This is a genomic window from Streptomyces sp. NPDC018964 (assembly GCF_044390325.1).
Lineage (GTDB): Bacteria > Actinomycetota > Actinomycetes > Streptomycetales > Streptomycetaceae > Streptomyces.
Map to the genome: position 1 here is coordinate 1 of NZ_JBIRYZ010000039.1, position 19,916 is coordinate 19,916.

Annotated in this window: 15 protein-coding genes; 2 read left to right on the forward strand and 13 right to left on the reverse strand. The window is 72.7% G+C overall.

What is annotated here, in order from left to right:
* Positions 1 to 314: 314 nt before the first annotated feature.
* Positions 315 to 1,322 carry a stage II sporulation protein M gene (locus tag ACH5AO_RS35820; protein ID WP_398932148.1) on the reverse strand — a complete coding sequence of 336 codons (1,008 nt, stop codon included), beginning with the start codon at positions 1,320 to 1,322 and terminating at the stop codon, positions 315 to 317.
* A 147-nt stretch (positions 1,323 to 1,469) separates the two neighbouring features.
* Here ACH5AO_RS35820 and ACH5AO_RS35825 point away from each other — a divergent pair, with 147 nt between their 5' ends.
* Complete coding sequence (locus tag ACH5AO_RS35825) at positions 1,470 to 2,444, forward strand: RDD family protein (protein WP_398932149.1); 975 nt, start codon at positions 1,470 to 1,472, stop codon at positions 2,442 to 2,444.
* Between the two features lie 20 nt (positions 2,445 to 2,464).
* Here the strand turns inward: ACH5AO_RS35825 and ACH5AO_RS35830 are convergent, their stop codons facing one another.
* From ACH5AO_RS35830 to ACH5AO_RS35870, 9 genes are all read right to left on the reverse strand, one after another.
* A complete protein-coding gene (locus tag ACH5AO_RS35830) occupies positions 2,465 to 3,079 on the reverse strand; it encodes a hypothetical protein (protein ID WP_398932151.1) in 615 nt (204 codons plus the stop codon).
* Between the two features lie 150 nt (positions 3,080 to 3,229).
* The gene (ahcY, locus tag ACH5AO_RS35835) at positions 3,230 to 4,687 is read right to left on the reverse strand and encodes an adenosylhomocysteinase (RefSeq protein ID WP_398932153.1); all 1,458 of its coding nucleotides are present in this window, start codon (positions 4,685 to 4,687) and stop codon (positions 3,230 to 3,232) included.
* 641 nt (positions 4,688 to 5,328) lie between these two features.
* A complete protein-coding gene (locus ACH5AO_RS35840; protein WP_398932156.1) occupies positions 5,329 to 6,309 on the reverse strand; it encodes a cation diffusion facilitator family transporter in 981 nt (326 codons plus the stop codon).
* Between the two features lie 143 nt (positions 6,310 to 6,452).
* A complete protein-coding gene (gene manA / locus ACH5AO_RS35845; RefSeq protein WP_398932158.1) occupies positions 6,453 to 7,604 on the reverse strand; it encodes a mannose-6-phosphate isomerase, class I in 1,152 nt (383 codons plus the stop codon).
* Between the two features lie 102 nt (positions 7,605 to 7,706).
* On the reverse strand, positions 7,707 to 8,834 hold the full coding sequence (locus ACH5AO_RS35850) for an SIS domain-containing protein (RefSeq protein WP_398932160.1): 1,128 nt from the start codon (positions 8,832 to 8,834) through the stop codon (positions 7,707 to 7,709).
* A 104-nt stretch (positions 8,835 to 8,938) separates the two neighbouring features.
* Positions 8,939 to 9,109 carry a Trm112 family protein gene (locus tag ACH5AO_RS35855; RefSeq protein ID WP_398932162.1) on the reverse strand — a complete coding sequence of 57 codons (171 nt, stop codon included), beginning with the start codon at positions 9,107 to 9,109 and terminating at the stop codon, positions 8,939 to 8,941.
* A gap of 306 nt (positions 9,110 to 9,415) precedes the next feature.
* Entirely contained in the window at positions 9,416 to 10,783 is a 1,368-nt protein-coding gene (locus tag ACH5AO_RS35860) for a phosphomannomutase/phosphoglucomutase (protein ID WP_398932164.1), read from the reverse strand.
* A 72-nt stretch (positions 10,784 to 10,855) separates the two neighbouring features.
* On the reverse strand, positions 10,856 to 12,472 hold the full coding sequence (locus tag ACH5AO_RS35865) for an L-lactate permease (RefSeq protein ID WP_398932166.1): 1,617 nt from the start codon (positions 12,470 to 12,472) through the stop codon (positions 10,856 to 10,858).
* 140 nt (positions 12,473 to 12,612) lie between these two features.
* Positions 12,613 to 13,035 carry a DUF3499 domain-containing protein gene (locus tag ACH5AO_RS35870; RefSeq protein ID WP_040907000.1) on the reverse strand — a complete coding sequence of 141 codons (423 nt, stop codon included), beginning with the start codon at positions 13,033 to 13,035 and terminating at the stop codon, positions 12,613 to 12,615.
* 282 nt (positions 13,036 to 13,317) lie between these two features.
* Here ACH5AO_RS35870 and ACH5AO_RS35875 point away from each other — a divergent pair, with 282 nt between their 5' ends.
* Positions 13,318 to 13,767, forward strand: coding sequence for a metallopeptidase family protein (locus tag ACH5AO_RS35875; protein WP_398932168.1), 450 nt, complete (start codon positions 13,318 to 13,320; stop codon positions 13,765 to 13,767).
* Between the two features lie 193 nt (positions 13,768 to 13,960).
* Here the strand turns inward: ACH5AO_RS35875 and ACH5AO_RS35880 are convergent, their stop codons facing one another.
* The 3 genes from ACH5AO_RS35880 to ACH5AO_RS35890 all read right to left on the reverse strand — a co-directional run bounded on the left by ACH5AO_RS35880 (position 13,961) and on the right by ACH5AO_RS35890 (position 19,789).
* Complete coding sequence (locus ACH5AO_RS35880; RefSeq protein WP_398932170.1) at positions 13,961 to 15,463, reverse strand: DUF5719 family protein; 1,503 nt, start codon at positions 15,461 to 15,463, stop codon at positions 13,961 to 13,963.
* The gene (locus ACH5AO_RS35885; RefSeq protein ID WP_398932172.1) at positions 15,460 to 19,125 is read right to left on the reverse strand and encodes a glycosyltransferase; all 3,666 of its coding nucleotides are present in this window, start codon (positions 19,123 to 19,125) and stop codon (positions 15,460 to 15,462) included. The genes ACH5AO_RS35880 and ACH5AO_RS35885 overlap by 4 nt, the downstream gene beginning before the upstream one ends.
* Positions 19,126 to 19,525: 400 nt before the next feature.
* Positions 19,526 to 19,789: a WhiB family transcriptional regulator gene (locus ACH5AO_RS35890; RefSeq protein WP_003975777.1), complete on the reverse strand. Its 264-nt coding sequence runs from the start codon at positions 19,787 to 19,789 to the stop codon at positions 19,526 to 19,528.
* Between the last annotated feature and the right edge of the window lie 127 nt (positions 19,790 to 19,916).

Genomic DNA, 19,916 nt, shown 5'->3' on the forward strand with positions numbered 1-19,916 from the left:
TCCGACTCTATCAGATCTTTCCGATCCGATTTCCTCGGTGCTTTCCGGGGTTCCGCTTCCGCGTTTCCCTTTCCGGCGGTTCCGACTTTATCAGAAGTTTCGGGGCGGACTTACCGGCCCTTGTTTTCCGATTCATCGGGAAGTGCTTCTTCGAAATCAACGTTTCGACGAGAAGCCGATAGATGCTCACTGTCACCCTCGGGGTCAGACCCCATCTCCAGGCAACTGTTTGAATCTACCTCCCCGCCTGTCCCGTGTCAACGGTTCCTGCGGGGCGAAGAGGAGACTAGCAGCTCAGCGGGGGCTCGCGCACATCAGGCGGCCGTGGGCACGTCGGCGCTGCGTTCGAATGCTTCCAGGTCACCGGTCTCACCGGCCCGCGCCGCACGTCCGCCCAGGACGTAGACGTAGGCCAGGAAGGCCAGCTCGGCGATGACTCCGATGGTGATGCGCGCCCAGGTGGGCAGGCCCGATGGGGTGACGAAGCCTTCGATGGCGCCGGAGACGAAAAGGACCAGGGCGAGACCGATCGCCATGGCCAGGGCTGCCCGGCCTTCCGCCGCCAAGGCCGTGCGTCGGGTGCGGGGGCCCGGGTCGATGACGGTCCAGCCGAGACGGAGGCCGGTTCCGGCTGCGACGAAGACCGCGGTGAGTTCCAGGAGACCGTGCGGCAGGACCAGGCCGAGGAAGGTGTCGAGACGGCCGGCCGAGGACATCAGACCGAAGCCGACGCCCAGGTTGAGCATGTTCTGGAAGAGGATCCAGAGGACCGGCAGTCCCAAGAAGACGCCCAGGATCAGGCAGAGGGCCGCGGCCCACGCGTTGTTCGTCCAGACCTGGGCGGCGAAGGAAGCCGCGGGGTGGCTCGAGTAGTACGTCTCGTACTGGCCACCGGGACGGGTGAGCTCGCGCAGCTCGCCGGGGGCCGCTATGGACGCCTGTACTTCGGGGTGGGTGCCTATCCACCAGCCGAGAAGTGCCGCGACGGCTGTGGAGAGGAGCGCCGTGGGCACCCACCAGTGGCGCGACTTGTAGACGGCGGCCGGGAAGCTGTGGGACAGGAAGTGCGTGACGTCCCGCCAGGAGGCGCGACGGGCGCCGGCCACGGCACTGCGCGCGCGTGCCACCAGTTGGCTGAGCCGACCGGTCAGCTGCGGGTCGGGAGCGGCCGACTGGATCAGGGAGAGATGGGTGGCCGTGCGCTGGTAGAGGACGACGAGTTCGTCGGCCTCCGCGCCGGTGAGGCTGCGCTGGCGCCGGAGCAGGGCGTCGAGGCGGTCCCACTCCGCGCGGTGGGCGGAGACGAAGACGTCGAGGTCCATCGGTGTGCCTGCTCCTCGGCTGTTCATCGGTGGTCGGCCCGACCGGGGACGGATGATCTGCTTGATCGGCCGGTCGTACTGCGGTGCGATGTGACATCAGCTTGGCAGACTGGCGGTGTTCGGGGCAGGCGGGGAAGGGCGGCGGGCATGAGTGAACTGGTGACGGGCGAGGCGGTGGCGTTGGAGCTGCGCCCCGCGAGGCTGCCCAGCAGGGCACTGGCCGTGCTGCTCGACCTGGTGGTGGCCGTGGCCGTCTATGTCGTGGTGACCATCGCTCTGGTGGCTGCCACGGCTTCGTTGGACGAGGCGGCGCGGACGGCGATCTCGATCGCCTTGTTCGTTCTCGTGCTGGTAGGTGGGCCGATCCTGGTCGAGACGCTCAGCCATGGGCGGTCGCTCGGCAAGATGGCCTGCGGGCTGCGAGTGGTGCGGGACGACGGGGGGCCGATCCGGTTCCGGCACGCGTTGGTGCGGGGCCTGATCGGTGTGATCGAGATCCTGATGACGTTCGGGGTCGTGGCCTGCATCGCTTCTCTGGTTTCGGCACGGGGGCGACGGCTCGGGGATGTGTTCGCGGGGGCTCTGGTCGTGCGGGAGCGGGTGCCGACCGGGCAGGCGGGGTTCGTGCCGCCGCCTCCGCCGTGGTTGGCCGGGCGTTTCTCGGGGCTCGATCTGTCGGCGGTACCCGATGGTCTATGGCTCGCCGTCCGGCAGTACCTGACGCGGATGGGGCAGCTCGATCCGCGGGTCGGCTGGTCGATGGCGGAGCGGCTGGCCGCGGACCTGGCCGGGCGCACGGGGGCACCGGTGCCGCCGGGGGTGCCGCCCGCGGCGTATCTCGCGGCGGTGGTGCAGGAGCGGCAGGCCCGGGAGGCCCGGCGGGTGTTCGGGCACGGGTCGGCCGCGGGAGGCGGGCCCGCGGGTGCGGCCGGTCCGGCGGGTTCCCCTGCCCCGCCGGTGCATCCCGGGTATCCCGCCGCTGCCGTCGCGCCGGATGTGCGGTCGGCTGCGCATCCGTCGGTGGGTCCGGAAACCGTGGTGCGCGAGGGGCGGACCGTCCCGCCGCAGCAGGAGGGATCCGTCGCCGATCGGCCGTCGACGGGGTTCGCCCCGCCGGCGTAGGTGCCTTCGGCGGGCGCCGGTCAGTCGAAGACCGACGGTGGTGACTCGAGGTCCTCCAGTTCGATGCCGGGGGCCGCGAGGACCACGTCCCCGGCGAGGTGCACGGTGTGCCGCTCGCCCGTGTCCAGGGCTGTGACCTGGTATTCGTCCACGGTCAGGGGGCCGTTGTCGGTGGCGTGTGCTTCTCTTTCCACCAGCGCCCAGGACTGGTCCAGGGTGCGCGGGGCGAGGACCGGGTCCGTGAAGGCGACAAGGCGTACGCGGGTGGCGGGGGCCGAGGGGGTGAGGCGCAGGAGGCGGGCGGTGGCGACGAGGAAGGCGGGGGACGAGCCGGTGAAGGCGTGGGCGCGCACATTGCCTTCGGTGGCGTGGGTCCCGGTGGGGTCGGTGCGGACCCAGGTGACGCCGTCCAGGGCGGCGCCGCGGACCTGCCAGCTCGCGGCGTGGAGTTCGAGGCGGATGGGGCGGCCGAGTTCGTCGAGGGCGAGGTCGACCGAGCCCAGGTGATCGCCTGAAGGAGCGGTGAGCTGGGAGACGTAGCGCCAGCCGGAGGGTCCGGGGGCGCAGTGGAAGTGCTCTTCCGCGAGGGGGGTGTGATCGTGCGGATCGTGGAGCGAATAGCGGCCGCGGGGCATGGGGGTCCTGGGTCGTGACGGGCTGGGCCGGCCGCCGGTCCACGCAGGGGGCAGGCCCCCGACACGGGGGTGCGGGGGCCTGCCTCGGAGGACCTGCTGCCGGGGAGTCCGTCCGTGTGCGGACGGGCTCCCCGCGGTGGGAGCGTGGGCTCAGTAGCGGTAGTGGTCCGGCTTGAACGGGCCCTCGACCTGCACGCCGATGTACTCGGCCTGCTCCGGGCGGAGCGTGGTCAGCTTGACGCCGAGTGCGTCGAGGTGGAGGCGGGCGACCTTCTCGTCGAGGTGCTTGGGCAGCACGTAGACGCCGGTCGGGTACTCGTCGGGCTTGGTGAACAGCTCGATCTGGGCCAGGGTCTGGTCCGCGAAGGAGTTGGACATCACGAACGACGGGTGGCCGGTGGCGTTGCCCAGGTTCAGCAGGCGGCCCTCGGAGAGGACGATGATCTTCTTGCCGTCGGGGAAGGTCCAGGTGTGGACCTGCGGCTTGATCTCGTCCTTGACGATGCCGGGGACCTTGGCGAGGCCGGCCATGTCGATCTCGTTGTCGAAGTGGCCGATGTTGCCGACGATGGCCTGGTGCTTCATCTTGGCCATGTCCGAGGCCATGATGATGTCCTTGTTGCCGGTCGTGGTGACGAAGATGTCGGCCTTGTCGACGACCTCGTCGAGCGTGGTGACCTGGTAGCCGTCCATCGCGGCCTGCAGGGCGCAGATCGGGTCGATCTCGGTGACGATCACGCGGGCACCCTGGCCGCGCAGGGACTCCGCGCAGCCCTTGCCCACGTCGCCGTAGCCGCACACGACCGCGGTCTTGCCGCCGATCAGGGTGTCGGTGGCGCGGTTGATGCCGTCCACCAGGGAGTGGCGGCAGCCGTACTTGTTGTCGAACTTCGACTTGGTGACGGCGTCGTTGACGTTGATCGCCGGGAACAGGAGGGTGCCGTCGCGCTGCATCTCGTACAGGCGGTGAACGCCGGTCGTGGTCTCCTCGGTGACGCCGCGGATCTCGGAGGAGAGCTGGGTCCATTTCTGCGGGTTCTCGCCCAGAGTGCGGTTGAGCAGCTCGAGGATGACGCGGTGCTCGTCGGACTCGGCGGTGTCGGGCGAGGGGGCCTTGCCGTCCTTCTCGTACTCGACGCCCTTGTGGACGAGGAGGGTGGCGTCACCGCCGTCGTCGAGGATCATGTTGGGGCCGCCGGTGGGGCTGTCCGGCCAGGTCAGCGCCTGCTCCGTGCACCACCAGTACTCCTCGAGGGTCTCGCCCTTCCAGGCGAAGACCGGGACGCCCTGCGGGTTGTCGGGCGTGCCGTTCGGGCCGACGGCGATGGCGGCCGCGGCGTGGTCCTGGGTGGAGAAGATGTTGCAGGACGCCCAGCGGACCCGGGCGCCGAGGGCGACCAGGGTCTCGATGAGGACGGCGGTCTGCACGGTCATGTGCAGGGATCCGGTGACACGGGCGCCGGCCAGGGGCTGGGCGTCGGCGTACTCCTTGCGGATCGCCATCAGGCCGGGCATCTCGTGCTCGGCGAGGGTGATCTCCTTGCGGCCGAACTCGGCCAGGGAGAGGTCGGCGACCTTGAAGTCCTGTCGGTTGTCGACAGTCGTCATTGCGAGCTGCTCCTCGGGGTGTGGGTCGAGGTGGGTACGGCTGGTCTGCGCGGCGGCGGACACAGGGGTGCCCTGAGGAGGACACAGGCATGCCCGCGTGCGCGCAGCGCAGTCCGTCGGAGGCCCTCTCTCCCTCGGCCGGTCCGCGGTGGGACCGCCCGACCGCCATCAGCAGCGACGTCTGGCTCCGTCCCAAGCTACACCGCCGGGCCCGGCCGACCCCAGTCCGCCCGCGTACACATCAGGCCGATCTGGCGGGCGCCCCGTCCCCGGTCCCCCGGCGGCCGTCGCCGGGCGGGGCGCCGGCCCCACCCCGCGCGGACGAGTCGTGCGGAGAGGGATTCGGGCACGGACCGGGGCGGGAAACGCTGGTCGCGGGGTGGGGACGCTCGCGGCGGGGCCGCTGTCGGTGGTGGCGTCCCCGGGGCGCTGCGGCTGGACCACGGGATGGCCGACGTGCGGGGCGAGAGCGTGGCATCCGCGTACCGGCTCGGTGACGAAGACGTCCATGTGCGCTTCGACACGAGGTTGTGGCCCGCGCGCCTCTGAGGTGCGGGGCCGCTCCGGACGACGGAGGGCCCGCCGCGGTGATGCGGCGGGCCCTCCGTCATGAGGTCCTGCGGGTTCCGGTGAGGCCGGGCTCAGTGACCGGCGTCGTGGGTGGTGGGGCCGCCGGGGGTCGCCTCGGGGTCGGCGCCCTTGGCGGCCTCGGTCTCGCTGTAGACGTCGGGCTCCAGGTAGATCACGCGGGCGATCGGGACGGCCTCGCGAATGCGGGACTCGGCGGCGTCGATGGCGGAGGCGATCTCGGTGGCCGTGCCGTCGTGCCGGACGCCGATCTTCGCGGCGACCAGCAGTTCCTCGGGACCGATGTGGAGGGTGCGCATGTGGATGATGCGGGTGACGGTGTCGCCGTCGACGACGGCGGCCTCGATCTTCTGGGTCGCCTCGGGGCCCGCGGCCTCACCGAGCAGCAGCGACTTCGTCTCGACGGCGAGGATCAGGGCGATCAGGATGAGCAGGACGCCGATGCAGAGGGTGCCGATGCCGTCCCAGACGCTGTCGCCGGTGGCCAGGGCCAGGCCGACACCGCCGAGGGCGAGGATCAGGCCGACGAGCGCGCCGAGGTCCTCCAGGAGGACGACCGGCAGCTCGGGCGCCTTGGCGTGGCGGACGAACTCCTTCCAGGAGCGCTGGCCGCGCAGGGTGTTGGACTCCTTGATGGCGGTGCGGAAGGAGAAGGACTCGGCGATGATCGCGAAGACGAGGACGCCGACCGGCCAGTACCAGTGCTCCAGCTCGTGCGGGTCCTTGATCTTCTCGTAGCCCTCGTAGAGGGCGAACATGCCGCCGACCGAGAAGAGCACGATGGAGACGAGGAAGGCGTAGATGTAGCGCTCGCGGCCGTAGCCGAAGGGGTGCTGCGGGGTGGCCTTGCGCTGCGCCCTCTTGCCGCCGACCAGCAGCAGGGCCTGGTTTCCGGAGTCGGCGAGCGAGTGGACGGACTCAGCGAGCATCGACGAGGAGCCGCTGAAGATGAACGCCACGAACTTCGCTACCGCGATCGCGAGGTTGGCGCCGAGTGCCGCCACGATCGCCTTGGTGCCGCCTGACGCGCTCATGTGTTCGCGTTGTCCCTTCGTACGCCGTGTGGGCCCGGGCAGGCGTGTGCGTACGCCGCCCGGGATTTTGCCCGTCCTTTGACGGTGGGCCATTGTTGCAGCCCGGCTCGGCGACGGCCTGTCAGGTCGCCGTCACGGGGTGATCAGGCGACGACGGTGGCCCGGAACAGGGTTCCGGTACCCGACACTTCGGCCTTTTCACCCGAAGGGACGAACACGGAGGTGCCCGGGGTCAGTTCGTGCTCGCCCGCGCGTACGGAGCCGGCGGTGCAGAGCAGGATCTGCGGGGTGGTCAGCGTGAGGTCGTGGGTGGCGCCGCCCGCGGGGAGGACGTAGCGGGAGAGGCGGAACTCGTCGATGGGGGTCTCGTAGACCTCCTCGCCGTCCGGGCCCGCCTCCGGGCGCAGTACGCCGGGGTCGCCGGACTCGAAGCGGACGATGCGCAGGAGTTCGGGGACGTCGACGTGCTTGGGGGTCAGGCCGCAGCGCAGGACGTTGTCGGAGTTGGCCATGATCTCGACGCCGAGGCCGTCGAGGTAGGCGTGCGGGACGCCGGCGCCGAGGAAGAGGGCCTCGCCGGGCTGGAGCCTGACGTGGTTGAGGAGCATCGCGGCGATGACGCCGGGGTCGCCCGGGTAGTGGTGGGCGATGTCGGCGTACGGGGCGTAGGCGCCGCCGAGGCAGTCGCAGGCGGCGGCGGTCTCGGCGACCGTGCGGGCCATCGCCTCGGGGTCGGCGGTGAGGATCGCGGTGAGGACCTCGCGCAGGGCCGCCTCTTCGGGGTGGGCGTGCAGCAGGTCGACGTACGGCTTGAGGGAGTCGACGCCGAGGCCGTCGAGGAGTTCCGCGGCGCGCAGCGGGTCGCGGAAGCCGCACAGGCCGTCGAACTCGGTGAGGGCGCAGATCAGTTCGGGCTTGTGGTTGGCGTCCTTGTAGTTGCGGTGCGGGGCGGTGACGGGGACGCCTCGGCGCTCCTCGTCCGCGTGGCCCTCCTTCGCCTGGGTCAGGTCGGGGTGGACCTGGAGGGAGAGCGGGGCCCCGGCGGCGAGGAGTTTGAGCAGGAAGGGCAGGCGGGGGCCGAACTTGGCGACCGAGTCCGGGCCGAGTTCCCGCTCCGGGTCGGCGTCGATGACCTCGACGAGCGTGCCCCGGCCGGTGCGCGAGGGCGCTCCGGGGTGGGCGCCCATCCACATCTCCGCCTGCGGCTCGCCGGTCGGTTCGGTGCCGAGCAGTCGCGGGAGGGCGGTGGTGGAACCCCAGGCGTAGGGGCGGATGGTGTTGTCGAGGCGGTCCATGGGGCTCTCTGCGTTCCTTCTGCCGGTTCTCGTGCGGGCGGGCGCGGTGCGGCGCGTGTCGTGCGTCTGCGCGGAGGGAGGGTCAGGTGTTCCCGGGCATGATCAGGCTCGCGAGGCGAGCGCCAGGTAAACGGCGGCGAAATCCGTGACGGCGATCAGTTCCGCGAGGGTCTCCAGTTCGCCGCCCGCCTCCAGTTCCAGCTCGCTGACCGGCGTGTCGTGGGTGAGCGCCAGGTCACGGGCGGCGGGGGCCGCGGTCAGGCCGCCGATGGGGCGGTCGCGGAGCAGCACCACGCGCGCGTGCAGGGCGGGCGCCTCCTCCACGCGGTCGCGGAAGAAGTCGTCCGGGTCCGCGCCGGCCGCGAGCCGGCCGGCCAGCAGGGCGCTGTGCGCGGCGAGCGCCTCGGGGAGTTCGGCGACGACGGCGGGGGTGCCGGAGAGTTCGGCGAGGGCGGCGGCGAAGCGGCGGCCCGCCGGGCCGGCCGAGACGCCCTCGGTCCATACGACGGGCAGCGCTTCGGCGAGTTCGGCGGCCAGGGTCTTGGCGGGGTTGCCGTACGTCGCGATGGCCGGGCCGCAGCGTTCGGCGATGCGGTCGAGGCGGTCGGCGATCTTCTCCAGGGCGTCCGGCGGGGCGGTGAGCAGGCCGGTGCGGTCCAGGAGCGCGAGCAGCGGGGTGAGCAGCGCCCACAGGACGCCGGGCGCGGAGGCGGCGAGGGGTTCGTCCTGGTCGTAGGGCGCGGTGGCCATGGGGACGAACAGGCCGACGGAGCCGTTCACCGTCTCGGCGAGCGGGGTGCGGGCGGGGGCGACGGCGACGACGGTGCAGCCGCGGCGGTAGGCCTGCTCGGCGAGCAGGGCGAGGCCCGGTTCGGTGCCGTCCGGGGTGGCGATGAGGAGCAGGTCCACGGAGCCGGCCCAGCCGGGCAGTTCCCAGCGCAGGGCGCCTGCCGCGGGGGCGACGCCGGTGGGTGCGAGGCGGGTGACGGGGCTGCCGGCGCCGGCCAGGGTGCCGAGGAGGTCGGCGGTCTGGGTGGCGGCGGCGCCGGGTCCCGCGATGAGTACGGCGCGGGGGCGGCCGTCGGGCTTCAGGTCGTTGACACCGGCCTCGGCGGCGTACCGTGCGGCGGTGCGGACGCGGGCGCCGGCTTCGGCGGCGCCGCGGAGCAGGCCGCGGCGGTCGGCCTCGGCGAGGCCTTCCGGTGAGTCGAGCAGCGATTCGTCGAGCATGGGCGGCGGGCTCCGATCTCCGATCGGCGGGGCGTCGTCGGTGCGTCGTCGGTGCGGTGCGGGGGGTGTTGCGCCTTGTGGGTGAGCCTTGCGCCTTGTACCGGTTACTCGGGGCGGCGGGCCTCGTCCACGAGGAGTACGGGGATGCCGTCGCGGACGGGGTAGGCCAGGCCGCAGTTCTGGCCGGTGCAGATCAGTTCCGTGTCCTGCTCCTTGAGGGGGGAGTGGCAGGCGGGGCAGGCGAGGATTTCCAGGAGGCCGGCTTCGAGTGGCATGGGCGTTTCCTTCTGTGGGTGGATGTGCTGGTCAGGGTACCGCTGGTGGGGGTGCGGGGCGTTGGGGCCGGGCAGGGTGGGGGTGCGCTGCCCGGCGCGTTACGGGTGCTCCGGCGTGGGGTGGGCCGGGGGGTGTTTGCGCTGCCCGGCGCCTACGGGGTGCCTCCCCCACTCTCGGCTTCGCTCGAGCGGGAGGTACCCCCATCGCCCACCCGTGCCGCCCTGGGGGTACCTCCCAGGCCTTTAAGGCACTGGGGGAGGCACGACTGCCCGCGGATCGCGGGGGGCGGTTGTTCGTGGTGGGGGTTATGACCTGATGAGGGTCAGGGCCTCGTCGCGGATTCTGGTCATCGTCGCCTCGTCCCGGGCCTCCGCGTTCAGGCGGAGGAGGGGTTCGGTGTTGGAGGGGCGGACGTTGAACCACCAGTCGGCGGCGGTGACGGTGAGGCCGTCCAGTTCGTCGAGGGTGATGCCGTCGCGGCCCTCGTACGCGGCCTTGATCGCGGCGAGGCGGGCGGTCTGGTCGTCGACCGTGGAGTTGATCTCGCCGGAGCCGGCGTAGCGGTCGTACTGGGCGACCAGGGCCGACAGCGTGCCCTGCTGCCCGCCGAGGGCGGCGAGGACGTGCAGGGCGGCCAGCATGCCCGTGTCGGCGTTCCAGAAGTCGCGGAAGTAGTAGTGCGCGGAGTGCTCGCCGCCGAAGATCGCGCCGGTCCTGGCCATCTCGGCCTTGATGAAGGAGTGGCCCACGCGGGTGCGCTCGGGGGTGCCGCCGTTCTCCCGCACGACCTCGGGGACCGACCAGGACGTGATCAGGTTGTGGATGACCGTGCCCTTGCCGCCGTTGCGAGCCAGCTCGCGGGAGGCGACCAGGGCGGTGATCGCGGACGGGGAGACCGGTTCGCCCCGCTCGTCGACGACGAAGCAGCGGTCGGCGTCGCCGTCGAAGGCGAGGCCGAGGTCGGCACCTTCCTCGCGGACCCGCTTCTGCAGGTCGACGAGGTTGGCCGGGTCGAGGGGGTTGGCCTCGTGGTTGGGGAAGGTGCCGTCGAGTTCGAAGTACATCGGGACGAGGGTGAGCGGCAGGCCGGCGAAGACCGTCGGGACGGTGTGCCCGCCCATGCCGTTGCCCGCGTCGACGACGACCTTCAGGGGGCGGATCGAGGTCAGGTCGACGAGTGAGCGCAGGTGTGCCGCGTAGTCGTCCAGCGTGTCGCGCCGGGTGATCGTTCCCCGGGGGCCGGCCGTCGGCTGCGGGGCACCCGAGGCGCTCCACCGCTCGACGAGTTCCCGGATCTCCGTCAGGCCCGTGTCCTGGCCGACCGGCGCCGCGCCCGCGCGGCAGAGCTTGATGCCGTTGTACCGCGCCGGGTTGTGGGACGCGGTGAACATCGCGCCGGGGAGGTCCAGGGCGCCCGAGGCGTAGTAGAGCTGGTCGGTGGAGCACAGGCCGATCTCGGTGACGTCGGCGCCCTGGGCGGCGGCCCCGCGCGCGAAGGCGCCGGACAGCCCGGGGGACGACGGCCGCATGTCGTGGCCGGTGACGACGGCACGCGCGCCGGTCACCCGGACGAAGGCGGCGCCGAAGAGTTCGGCGAGGGACTCGTCCCACTGGTCGGGGACGATCCCGCGCACGTCGTACGCCTTGACGATCTGCGACAGATCAGCAGCCACGGCCAGCCCTTCCGGAAGTCCTGTCGGTCACCACAAACTACCCGTAGGGGCCGGCCGGGACGTCGGGGAGGCTCAGGGCAGCATCCAGTCGAGCACCGCCGTGCTCTGGCCCACCACGATCAGGCACATCACGAGCAGCAGGCCGAGGCTCCAGGGCAGCACCTTGCGCAGCAGGTCGCCCTCGCGGCCGGCCAGTCCGACGGCCGCGCAGGCGATGGTGAGGTTCTGCGGCGAGATCATCTTGCCGAGGACGCCGCCGGAGCTGTTGGCGGCGGCGAGCAGGTCGGGGGAGAGACCGGACTGCCGGGCGGCGGTCACCTGGAGGGCGCCGAAGAGGGCGTTGGAGGAGGTGTCCGAGCCGGAGACGGCGACGCCGAACCAGCCGAGGACCGGGGACAGGAAGGCGAGGCCGGCCCCGGCCGCGGCCACGAAGTGGCCGATGGTCGCCGCCTGGCCCGAGAGGTTCATGACGTAGGCCAGGGCCAGGACGGACGTCACCGTGAGGATCGCGAACCGCAGTTCGTGGACCGTCGCCAGCCACTCCTTGACCGCCACGCGCGCGTGCACCCCGATCACCGCCGCCGTGAGCACCCCCGCGAACAGGACGAGGGTGCCGCCGGTGGAGACGATCGGCCAGGTGAACACGTTGCCGCCGACGGGCTCGCCGTCCGGGCCCGCCACGTCCAGGAAGGGCCAGTCGAAGGTCCGGGTGGCACCGGCCAGCCAGTCCTTCACCGCCGGGATCTGCGCGACGGAGAAGATCACCACGATGAGCGCGTACGGGGCGTAGGCGCGCACCACCTCTCCGCGCGGGTCCTCCTCGTCGAGTTCCTCGCTGCGTACGCCGGTCAGCACGGAGGCCCGTACGGCCTCGGCGGCGGGCACGCGCGCGTGCGGTACGGCGACCAGGGCGCCCGCGCCGGCCAGGGCGGCGCCGATGTCGGCGAGCTGCGCGGAGACGTGGTTGGAGGCGGCGAACTGGGCCACGGCGAAGGCGGTTCCGCAGACCAGTGCGGGGATCCAGGTCTCGCGCAGGCCACGGCGTCCGTCCACCAGCCAGACCAGCACGAGCGGCACCACCAGGGCCAGCAGCGGGGTCTGGCGGCCGACGACGGACGCCACGGAGTCCAGTGGCAGGCCGGTGACCTGGGCGAGCGTGACGACCGGTGTGCCCATGGCACCGAACGCCACCGGCGCGGTGTTGGCGACCAGCGCGACCACGGCGGCGCGTACGGGGTCGAAGCCGAGGGCCACCAGCATCACGGCGGAGATCGCGACGGGGGCGCCGAACCCGGCGAGGGCCTCCAGCAGGGCGCCGAAGCAGAACGCGATGACGAGTGCCTGGATGCGGGGGTCGTCGGAGAGGCGGCCGAAGGAACGGCGGAGGATGTCGAAGTGGCGGGTGCGGACGGTCATCCGGTACACCCACAGGGCGTTGACGACGATCCACATGATGGGGAAGACGCCGAAGGCGGCGCCCTGGACGCCGCCGGAGAGCGTCTGGCCCAGCGGCATGCCGTACGCCAGGCAGGCCACCAGGACGGCCGCCAGCAGGCCGGTCAGGCCCGCGAGGTGCGCCTTCATGCGGACGCCGCCGAGCAGGACCAGGACGATCACCAGGGGCAGGGCCGCCACCAGGGCGGAGAGGCCGAGCGAGCCGGCGACGGGTTCCAGTTCCTGGACGTACACGGGCGCCTCCCGGATTCCGCCATGCGAAAGCGATTTCTCGCCGGGTACCAACGGAATGGTCGTGTCCGCGACAAGGACGCGTCAATGGGCGTGCGGGGGTTCGTGCGGCACCCGGGGTGCGGGGAGCGGGATCGCCCCGGTCAGTTGTCCGGGGAGCGAAGTACGCGCAGGTGGCCGCGGCGTGCGACCTCCATGGGGTCCGCGGTGCGGGACCCGCCGCCCGCTCCCGCCGCCCGCTCCTGCGGACGGGCCGCCTCGCGCACCGCGTTCGCAAGCGCTTCCAGGTCGTCCCCGCTGGGCTGGGCCGGGGCCGAACCGTCGAGCAGACGGACGACCTCCCAGCCGCGCGGCGCGGTGAGGCGCTCGGAGTGTTCGGCGCACAGGTCGTAGCAGTGGGGTTCGGCGTAGGTGGCGAGCGGGCCGAGGACCGCGGTCGAGTCGGCGTAGACGTACGTCAACGTCGCGACGGCGGGACGGCCGCAGGCGGTGCGCGAACAGCGACGTACAGGGCTCACGATGTTGGACGGTACCGCACTCTTGAGCGGGCCGCGACGACTCTCCACCAGGTCACTCCACCGTGTCGCGGTATGAAATGTCTCATATGCTCCTTTGGGGGTACCTTGCCGACCTGGTTCGACGCGGAGGTCAGGGGGTTCGCCGTTACTGATTTCGGTCACCAGTCGACACAAATACCGTCAATCACCTTGAGGTCACCGGTCTCGGAGAGATACGGAATCGATCCCAACCTTGGCTGGAATGGTCATGTTGTGACATGCCGTGCGGGTCGGCCGGAAGGCGTGCGGGGATCGGGCGGGGTGGCGGCGTGACGACTACGCTTCGCAGTGATGGACAGCTCTGTGACACCCCGTGCCGCCGGACCCGGCCCCGGGCCCCGACGTCGTGACCGCCACGGCCGGGGCATGCGCGGCCCGATCGCGCCTCCCCAGGTGCCGCTCGCCGCGAGCCGTGCGGAGACGTTCGCGGATCTCGTGCAGGACTCCGTGGAGCGGCTGGAGCGACGGTGGCCGCAGTTGGCCGACATCGATTTCCTGGTGCTGGACGTGCCGCGGCTGGACGGGAGCTCCTGGAGCGATGAGCCGGTGCCGCTGGGCGGGACCGTGGCCGCTCGTGAGGGGCGGCCGGCGCGGGTGGTGGTGTACCGGCGGCCGGTGGAGATCCGTACCAAGGGGCGGGACGAGCGGGCGGCTCTCGTGCACGAGGTCGTGGTCGAGCAGGTGGCGGAGTTGCTGGGGCTGACGCCGGAGACGGTGGATCCGCGGTACGGGGAGGACTGACCGGGGGTTGTGCGCGGGCGCGGATGCGCGTGGGGCCGCGCACCCGGCGCCTGTGACGTGCCGCGTGTCGGGGCGGGCCGGGGGTGACCCGCGGCCCGGCGTCGGCGGGGTGCCTCCCCTGCTCCCGGCTTCTCCCCTGCTCCCGGCTTCGCTCGAGCGGGAGCGGCGCGTTCGGGCCGCTCCCGGTGTGCGGTCACTTCTGCAGGATCGACAGGTCCTCGGTCGACTTCGGCACCGCGACCGTGCCCCGGTCGTCCGGGAGGGGCTGGACGGTGAAGAACGGGACGCCGTTCTCCGTCGCCGTCAGCGTCCGGGACGCGTAGACCGGTGCGCCCGAGCGGGGTTCCACCGTGAGGGCGTACGTGCCCTTCGCTCCCTCCGGCACCGGGGCCTCGATGTCCTGCGTCGTGCCCGACTTGATCGTGTACGTCTTCGAGACCTCCGTACCGCCCTCGGTACCCGCCGAGGCCGTGACCTCGACCTTCGCCGTGCCCCCCGGAGCCGTCACCGAGAGCGTCGTGCCCTTGGCCGTGTTGGCCACGGACGTGGCACGCGTGCCGACCGGTCGTGCGGCCGGGACGAAGGCCGACTCCTGGTCGTCGCCCTCGCCGCGCAGCACCCGTGCCGCCGCCACGACCGGGACGGAGTCGTCCGCCGCCGTCAGGACCAGGGAGCCCGCCTCACCGCGCGTGATGTCGTCCAGGTCGACGGCCGTCGTCATGCCGCCCTTCACGTGGAGGGTGTCGTGGCCGGCCGGGGTGATCAGGCCGGAGGGGGAGGCGAGGCGCACCTTCAGGTCGACGTCGGCGTCACCGGGGGCGAAGGCGACCAGGCGTACCGCGGTGGCGTCCTTCGGGATGCCGGGCAGGACCAGGCTGCCGGACGGGTCGGTCGACGCGGACAGCCAGTCGCCGCCCAGCTTGGTGTCCAGGGCCTGCACGGCGGCGCCGACCCGGCCGCTGCGGACCACCACGTGCACGGTCACGTCGGTCTGCTTCTCGTCGGTGAGCGTCGAGAGCAGGACCGGCTCGGCGGAGTTCGGCTGGACCGTGACGTCCTCCCCCACCGTCGTCTTGAGCGCACCGTCCTTGCCGTAGAGCTCGATGTCCACGACCGCCGCCGAGTCGTCGGGGTTGGTCAGATGGACGTAGTCGGTGCGGTCGGCGTCGGTGCTCGCGCCGGGGAACCAGAACTCCGTGTCCGGGGCCGTGCAGGTGACGCCGTGCATGCCCCGGCCCGTGCCCGCGGTGACCGTGGTCGTCTCCTGCACCGTCCAGCCCGGCGCGAAGCGGCCTTCGGCGGTGCCGAGGAGGGCGGGGGACTCGCCGCCGGTCGTCTCCCCGGTGACCGGCTTGCCGGGGTCCTCGGGCTTCAGGAGGGGATTCTCGGACTTGGTGTCCTTGTCGTCCCCGGTTTTCGGCTCGTCCTGCTTCTGCTCCGTGGCGGGTCGGAGTTCGGCCTTGCCTTCGGCCTGCGCGCCCTTCGTGACCGGGGTGAAGGACGTGTACGTCGTCTCGGCCAGGTCGGAGGTGCTGGGCGGGGGGCACACCAGGCTCGTGCGTTCCACGGGGAGGTGGGCCGCCGCCTCCGCCGTCCCGTCCGTGGTCCGGGCGTCCGGTGAGGACACCGCGGCGAAGCCGGTGACGGCGGCGAGCGCGGTCACGCCCGCGATCAGGGACAGGGTGGTGCGGTTCACTGCTGGCTCCCGTCGGGACGCTCACTGCCCGTGCCGTGGGGGTCGTACGAGGTGTCGTAGCCCTGGGTGTAGTTCTGGTCGTAGCCCTGCGCGTAGGTCTGGTCGTACGGCGACTGCTGGGTGCCGTAGGCGTACGGGTCGTACTCGCCGCCCTGGGGGTAGGCCTCGGCCTGGTAGGGCCCGCCGTAGGCGTCCGCCGGATACTGCTGGTACTGCTCGTCCGGATAGGCGTTCGGGTACTGCGCCGCCGCGTCCCAGTCGCTGTGGTCGGGCTGGTGCGGGACGGGAGCGGGCGGCTGCTCGGGCGGGGCGGGGAAGTCCTCGTCCACGCCCGGTCCCTCGGCGGCCGACTCCGCTTCGGCGGCGGACTCCGCCTCGGCCTCGGCCTGGGCGCGCAGGCGGCGGGCGCGGCGGCCCTCGCCGGCCATGGCCTCGGCGGGGACGGCCGGCTCCTCGGGCAGGTCGTCGTCGATGTCGCGGCGGCGGCCCGGCAGGGCCATGACGACGAGGACGACGGCGAGCAGGCCCTGGGCCCACAGCCAGGCGGTGCGGGCGACCGGGTCGTCGTAGGTGACGTCCAGCGTGCCGCCGGAGGCGGGGAGCCGGAAGCCCTGGGCCCAGCCGTCGACCGTGACGCGGGTCAGCGGCTTTCCGTCGAGGGTGGCGGTCCAGCCGTCGGCGGCGGTGTCGGCGAGGCGGAGGACGCGGCCCTCCGCGCCGTTCGGGATCTTGGTGTGGATGTCGACCGGTCCGGCGGCGACGGGCACGGGCTCGGCGCCTTCGCCCTCGGCGGGGACGATGCTCGCGCGGGAGACCTGCCGGTCCACCCGCCACAGCGCGCCGCCCTCCCGCTGACTGAGCCGGGACAGGCCCGGGGTGGCGTCCAGGACGCGGGTGACCTCGCGCGGCGCGCCCGGGTGGACGAGGACGTAGCGGACGGCGAAGCCGCCGAGCTGGTCGGCCTGGTCGGCGCCGGAGCCGGCGACGAGGTTGGCGACGACCTTGTCGAGCCCGGTGTTCTCGCCGTCCACCGCGGCGATCTCCGCGTCGCCCATGCGGACACCGGAGCCGCGGACCAGGACGTAGCCGACCTGTGCGGTGGAGTCGCTGTCGAGGACGAGGGTGCGCGCCTGGTCCCGGGTGCCGCTCTCCTCGGCGACGAACGCGGGCACCTGGACGGGGTCGCGCCGCTCCACGGGCCCGTCGGCGCCGCGGATCATCCAGCCGGCGACGGCGACCAGCGGGCCGACCGCGCAGGCGAGGGCGATCAGCGCGGCGACCGGCTGGCGCCAGCCGAAGCTCTGCTCGGCGACGCGCGCGCGTGCCCCGTCGGCGCCGAGCGTGGCGGCGGCCAGGACGGCGATGCCGTAGACGAGGGTCGCGGGGCCCGCCCAGGCGGAACTGTTGGACAGGACCGCGAAGACGAGGCCCACCAGGGCGGCCGCCCACGCGGTGAGGATCGCCGTCCGGCGTTCGGAGCGGAGCAGGGCCGCGAGTGCGGCGAGCACCAGGCCGATGAGCACCAGGCCGCCGACGGTGCCCGGGCCGCCCGGGCTCGCGCCGAGCAGATCGAGGGCGGAGGCGGCGGAGGTGCCGTACTCCAGGCCCGCTTCGCGGAAGAAGCCGAGCGGGAGGAGGGAGAGCGACCACGGGGCGAGGACCAGCAGGGGGGTGCCCAGCTGGGCCAGGAAGCGCAGGCCGTAGGCCGGGATGTCGCTTCTGCGCAGGGCCAGTACGCCGACGCCGAGGACGACGGCGATGGGCCACACGATCGGGGTGAACGCCGTGGTGACCGTCAGCAGCAGGGCGTACGCCCAGGTGGCGCGCCAGCTGCCGCGGGTGCCCTCGGGTTTCGTGAGGCCGCTCGCGGCGGTGCCCGCGCGGGCGACCAGCGGCAGCAGCACGGCGAGTACGGCGGTGCCGATGCGGCCGCCGGCCAGGGCGCCGGTCGCGGCGGGCAGGAAGGCGTAGGCGACGGCCGCCCACGCGCGCAGCAGCCGGGACTCGACGAGCGGGCGGGAGGCGAAGTACGCGGTGAGGCCGGCCAGCGGTACCGAGCAGACCAGGAGGATCGTGACGGCGAGGCCGGTGGAGCCGAGCAGGAGGGAGGCGAAGGCCGCGACGATCGCCAGGTAGGGCGGCGCGGAGCCGGTGCCGCCGGCGCCCACGGTGTGCCAGGCGTCGGTGTAGCGGGCCCACAGCTCACCGGCGCCGGCGGGTGCGGGGAGCAGGGCGCCGCCCGCGAGCGCGCCGCCGCCGAGGAGCTGGCGGCAGGCCGCCAGGGAGACGAGCAGCAGCACCAGGAAGAGCACCGGCCCCGGCTTGCGGGCGATGCGCTTGAGCCGGGCGAACTGCTCGACCTCCAGGAAGTCGGCGTCGTCGCCGCCGGGTCCGGACTCGACGGCGCCACCGTGGCGTCCCGCGCCGGAGGCGGCCTCGGGGTCGGAGCGGCCGACGAGGCCGCTCGCGACCTGTTCCACGGTGACGCGGACGGTCGCGCCGGGCGGCGGGAACAGCGGCCGCATCTCGCCCTTGTCGGTCTGCGGGCTGCCGCGGTGGCGCCGTCCGGCGAGGATCCGTTCGGGCCGCAGCAGGGTGCCCATGAGGCCGCGGATCTCGTCGACGGCCTGTCCGGGGACCTTGCCGACGAGGTAGGCGAGGGTGCGCAGCAGGGTGCCGAGGACGACCCGGAGCAGCACCCAGGGCAGGGCGGCCGTACGGGCGTTGACGAGCAGGGTGTAGACGGCGCCCGCCTTGTCCACCTTGTGCGGGGAGGCGGCGGTGCGGCCCACGCAGTCGACGGTGCGGCGCTCGCGGGAGGCGGCCTCGGCGTGCCGGACGACCGCCTCGGGGGCGACCAGGACCCGGTACCCGGCGGAGTGGGCGCGCCAGCACAGGTCGACGTCGTCGCGCATGAGGGGCAGGTGCCGGTCGAACCCGCCGAGCCGGTCGAAGACGTCGCGGCGGACCAGCATGCCGGCGGTGGACACCGACAGCACGGGCCGTACGTGGTCGTGCTGGCCCTGGTCCTGTTCGCGGCGGTCCAGGCCGGTCCAGCGGCGGCCGGAGTTGGCGATGGAGACGCCGACCTCGAGCAGCTGCCTGCGGTCGTACCAGCCGCGGAGCTTGGGGCCGACGACGGCGACGTCGTCACGGCCGAGCTCGTACTCGTTCTCCACGACGCGCAGCAGCTGGGCCAGCGCGTCGGGTTCGGGCGCGCAGTCGTCGTGCAGCAGCCACAGCCACTGCACCGGCTCCCCGTGCGGGAGGTCCGGCAGGTCGTAGGCGTCGTCGCGCCAGCTGCGGCTGACCGGGTCCCAACCGCTCGGCCGCTTCAGGTACGGCAGGTCGTCCGGCGTGAGGTGCGGGGCGCCGCGGTGGCACTCCTCGACCGCCTGGCCGAAGCCGGTGCGCCGGGCGAGGTGCAGCACGTGGTCGTCGCCGAGGGCCTCGGTGACCAGCCGGGCGGAGTCGTCCGCGCTGCCGGTGTCGGCACCCATGGCGAACTGGACGGGGCGCTCCTGGCCTAGCAGCCCGGCGAGCGCGTCGGGCAGCCAGCGGGCGCCGTCGTGGGAGACGAGGACCGCGGTCACCACGTGACGCGGGAACTCAGGTGTGGCAGCGAGGTCTTGCCGGGCTGCCGTGTGGCTGTGCACGGACATCGAGGTACGGGCCCCGGTTCGGTGGTCTGGGGGAACGCCTGTGCCCGATGGGGGCAGCGGGGCGTCTCGGACGAGCGACCACACTATCGGCTGGGCAGCACGACGGCCCGCCGCCTGTGGACAACCCACCTGCGACGGGCCTGGGAAGTGACGTATGTACGCATTGGATCCTCCCCCGGCCGGAGCGGGGGGGGGGGGGACGCACGGCTCGCACCGCCTGCGGATCAGCACCCCGGCGGGACTCCCACGACCTATGACCGGCAACCGACGACCGGCCGGATCGGCCCCGGCCCGGATCGACACGGCCGGGCGCGGCGGCCCGTGCGCCGTCCCGGTCCTCGATCGGCACGGTGTACGCGCACGACGGGGGAAAGCGCGTACAGCGGTGAGGCGCCGTCCGTCAGACGGCGGCCTTCTTGAGCCGGCGGCGTTCGCGCTCGGACAGGCCTCCCCAGATGCCGAAGCGTTCGTCGTTGGCGAGGGCGTACTCGAGGCACTCGGAGCGGACCTCGCACGCCAGGCAGACCTTCTTCGCCTCCCGGGTCGAGCCGCCCTTCTCGGGGAAGAACGACTCGGGGTCGGTCTGGGCGCAGAGCGCGCGCTCCTGCCAGCCGAGCTCCTCGTCCGCGTCGTCGACCAGCAGTTGCTGCACCAGCTCGGTCATGTGCGCCCCTCGTCCGTCCTTCGCGTCCCCGTGATCCAGCCGTTACCGATCCCGGCTGAACGACACGAGTGAAATTACAAGTGTGCTGCTCCGGGCGAGTCAAGCCGAGATCTGCTATTGGGCCCCT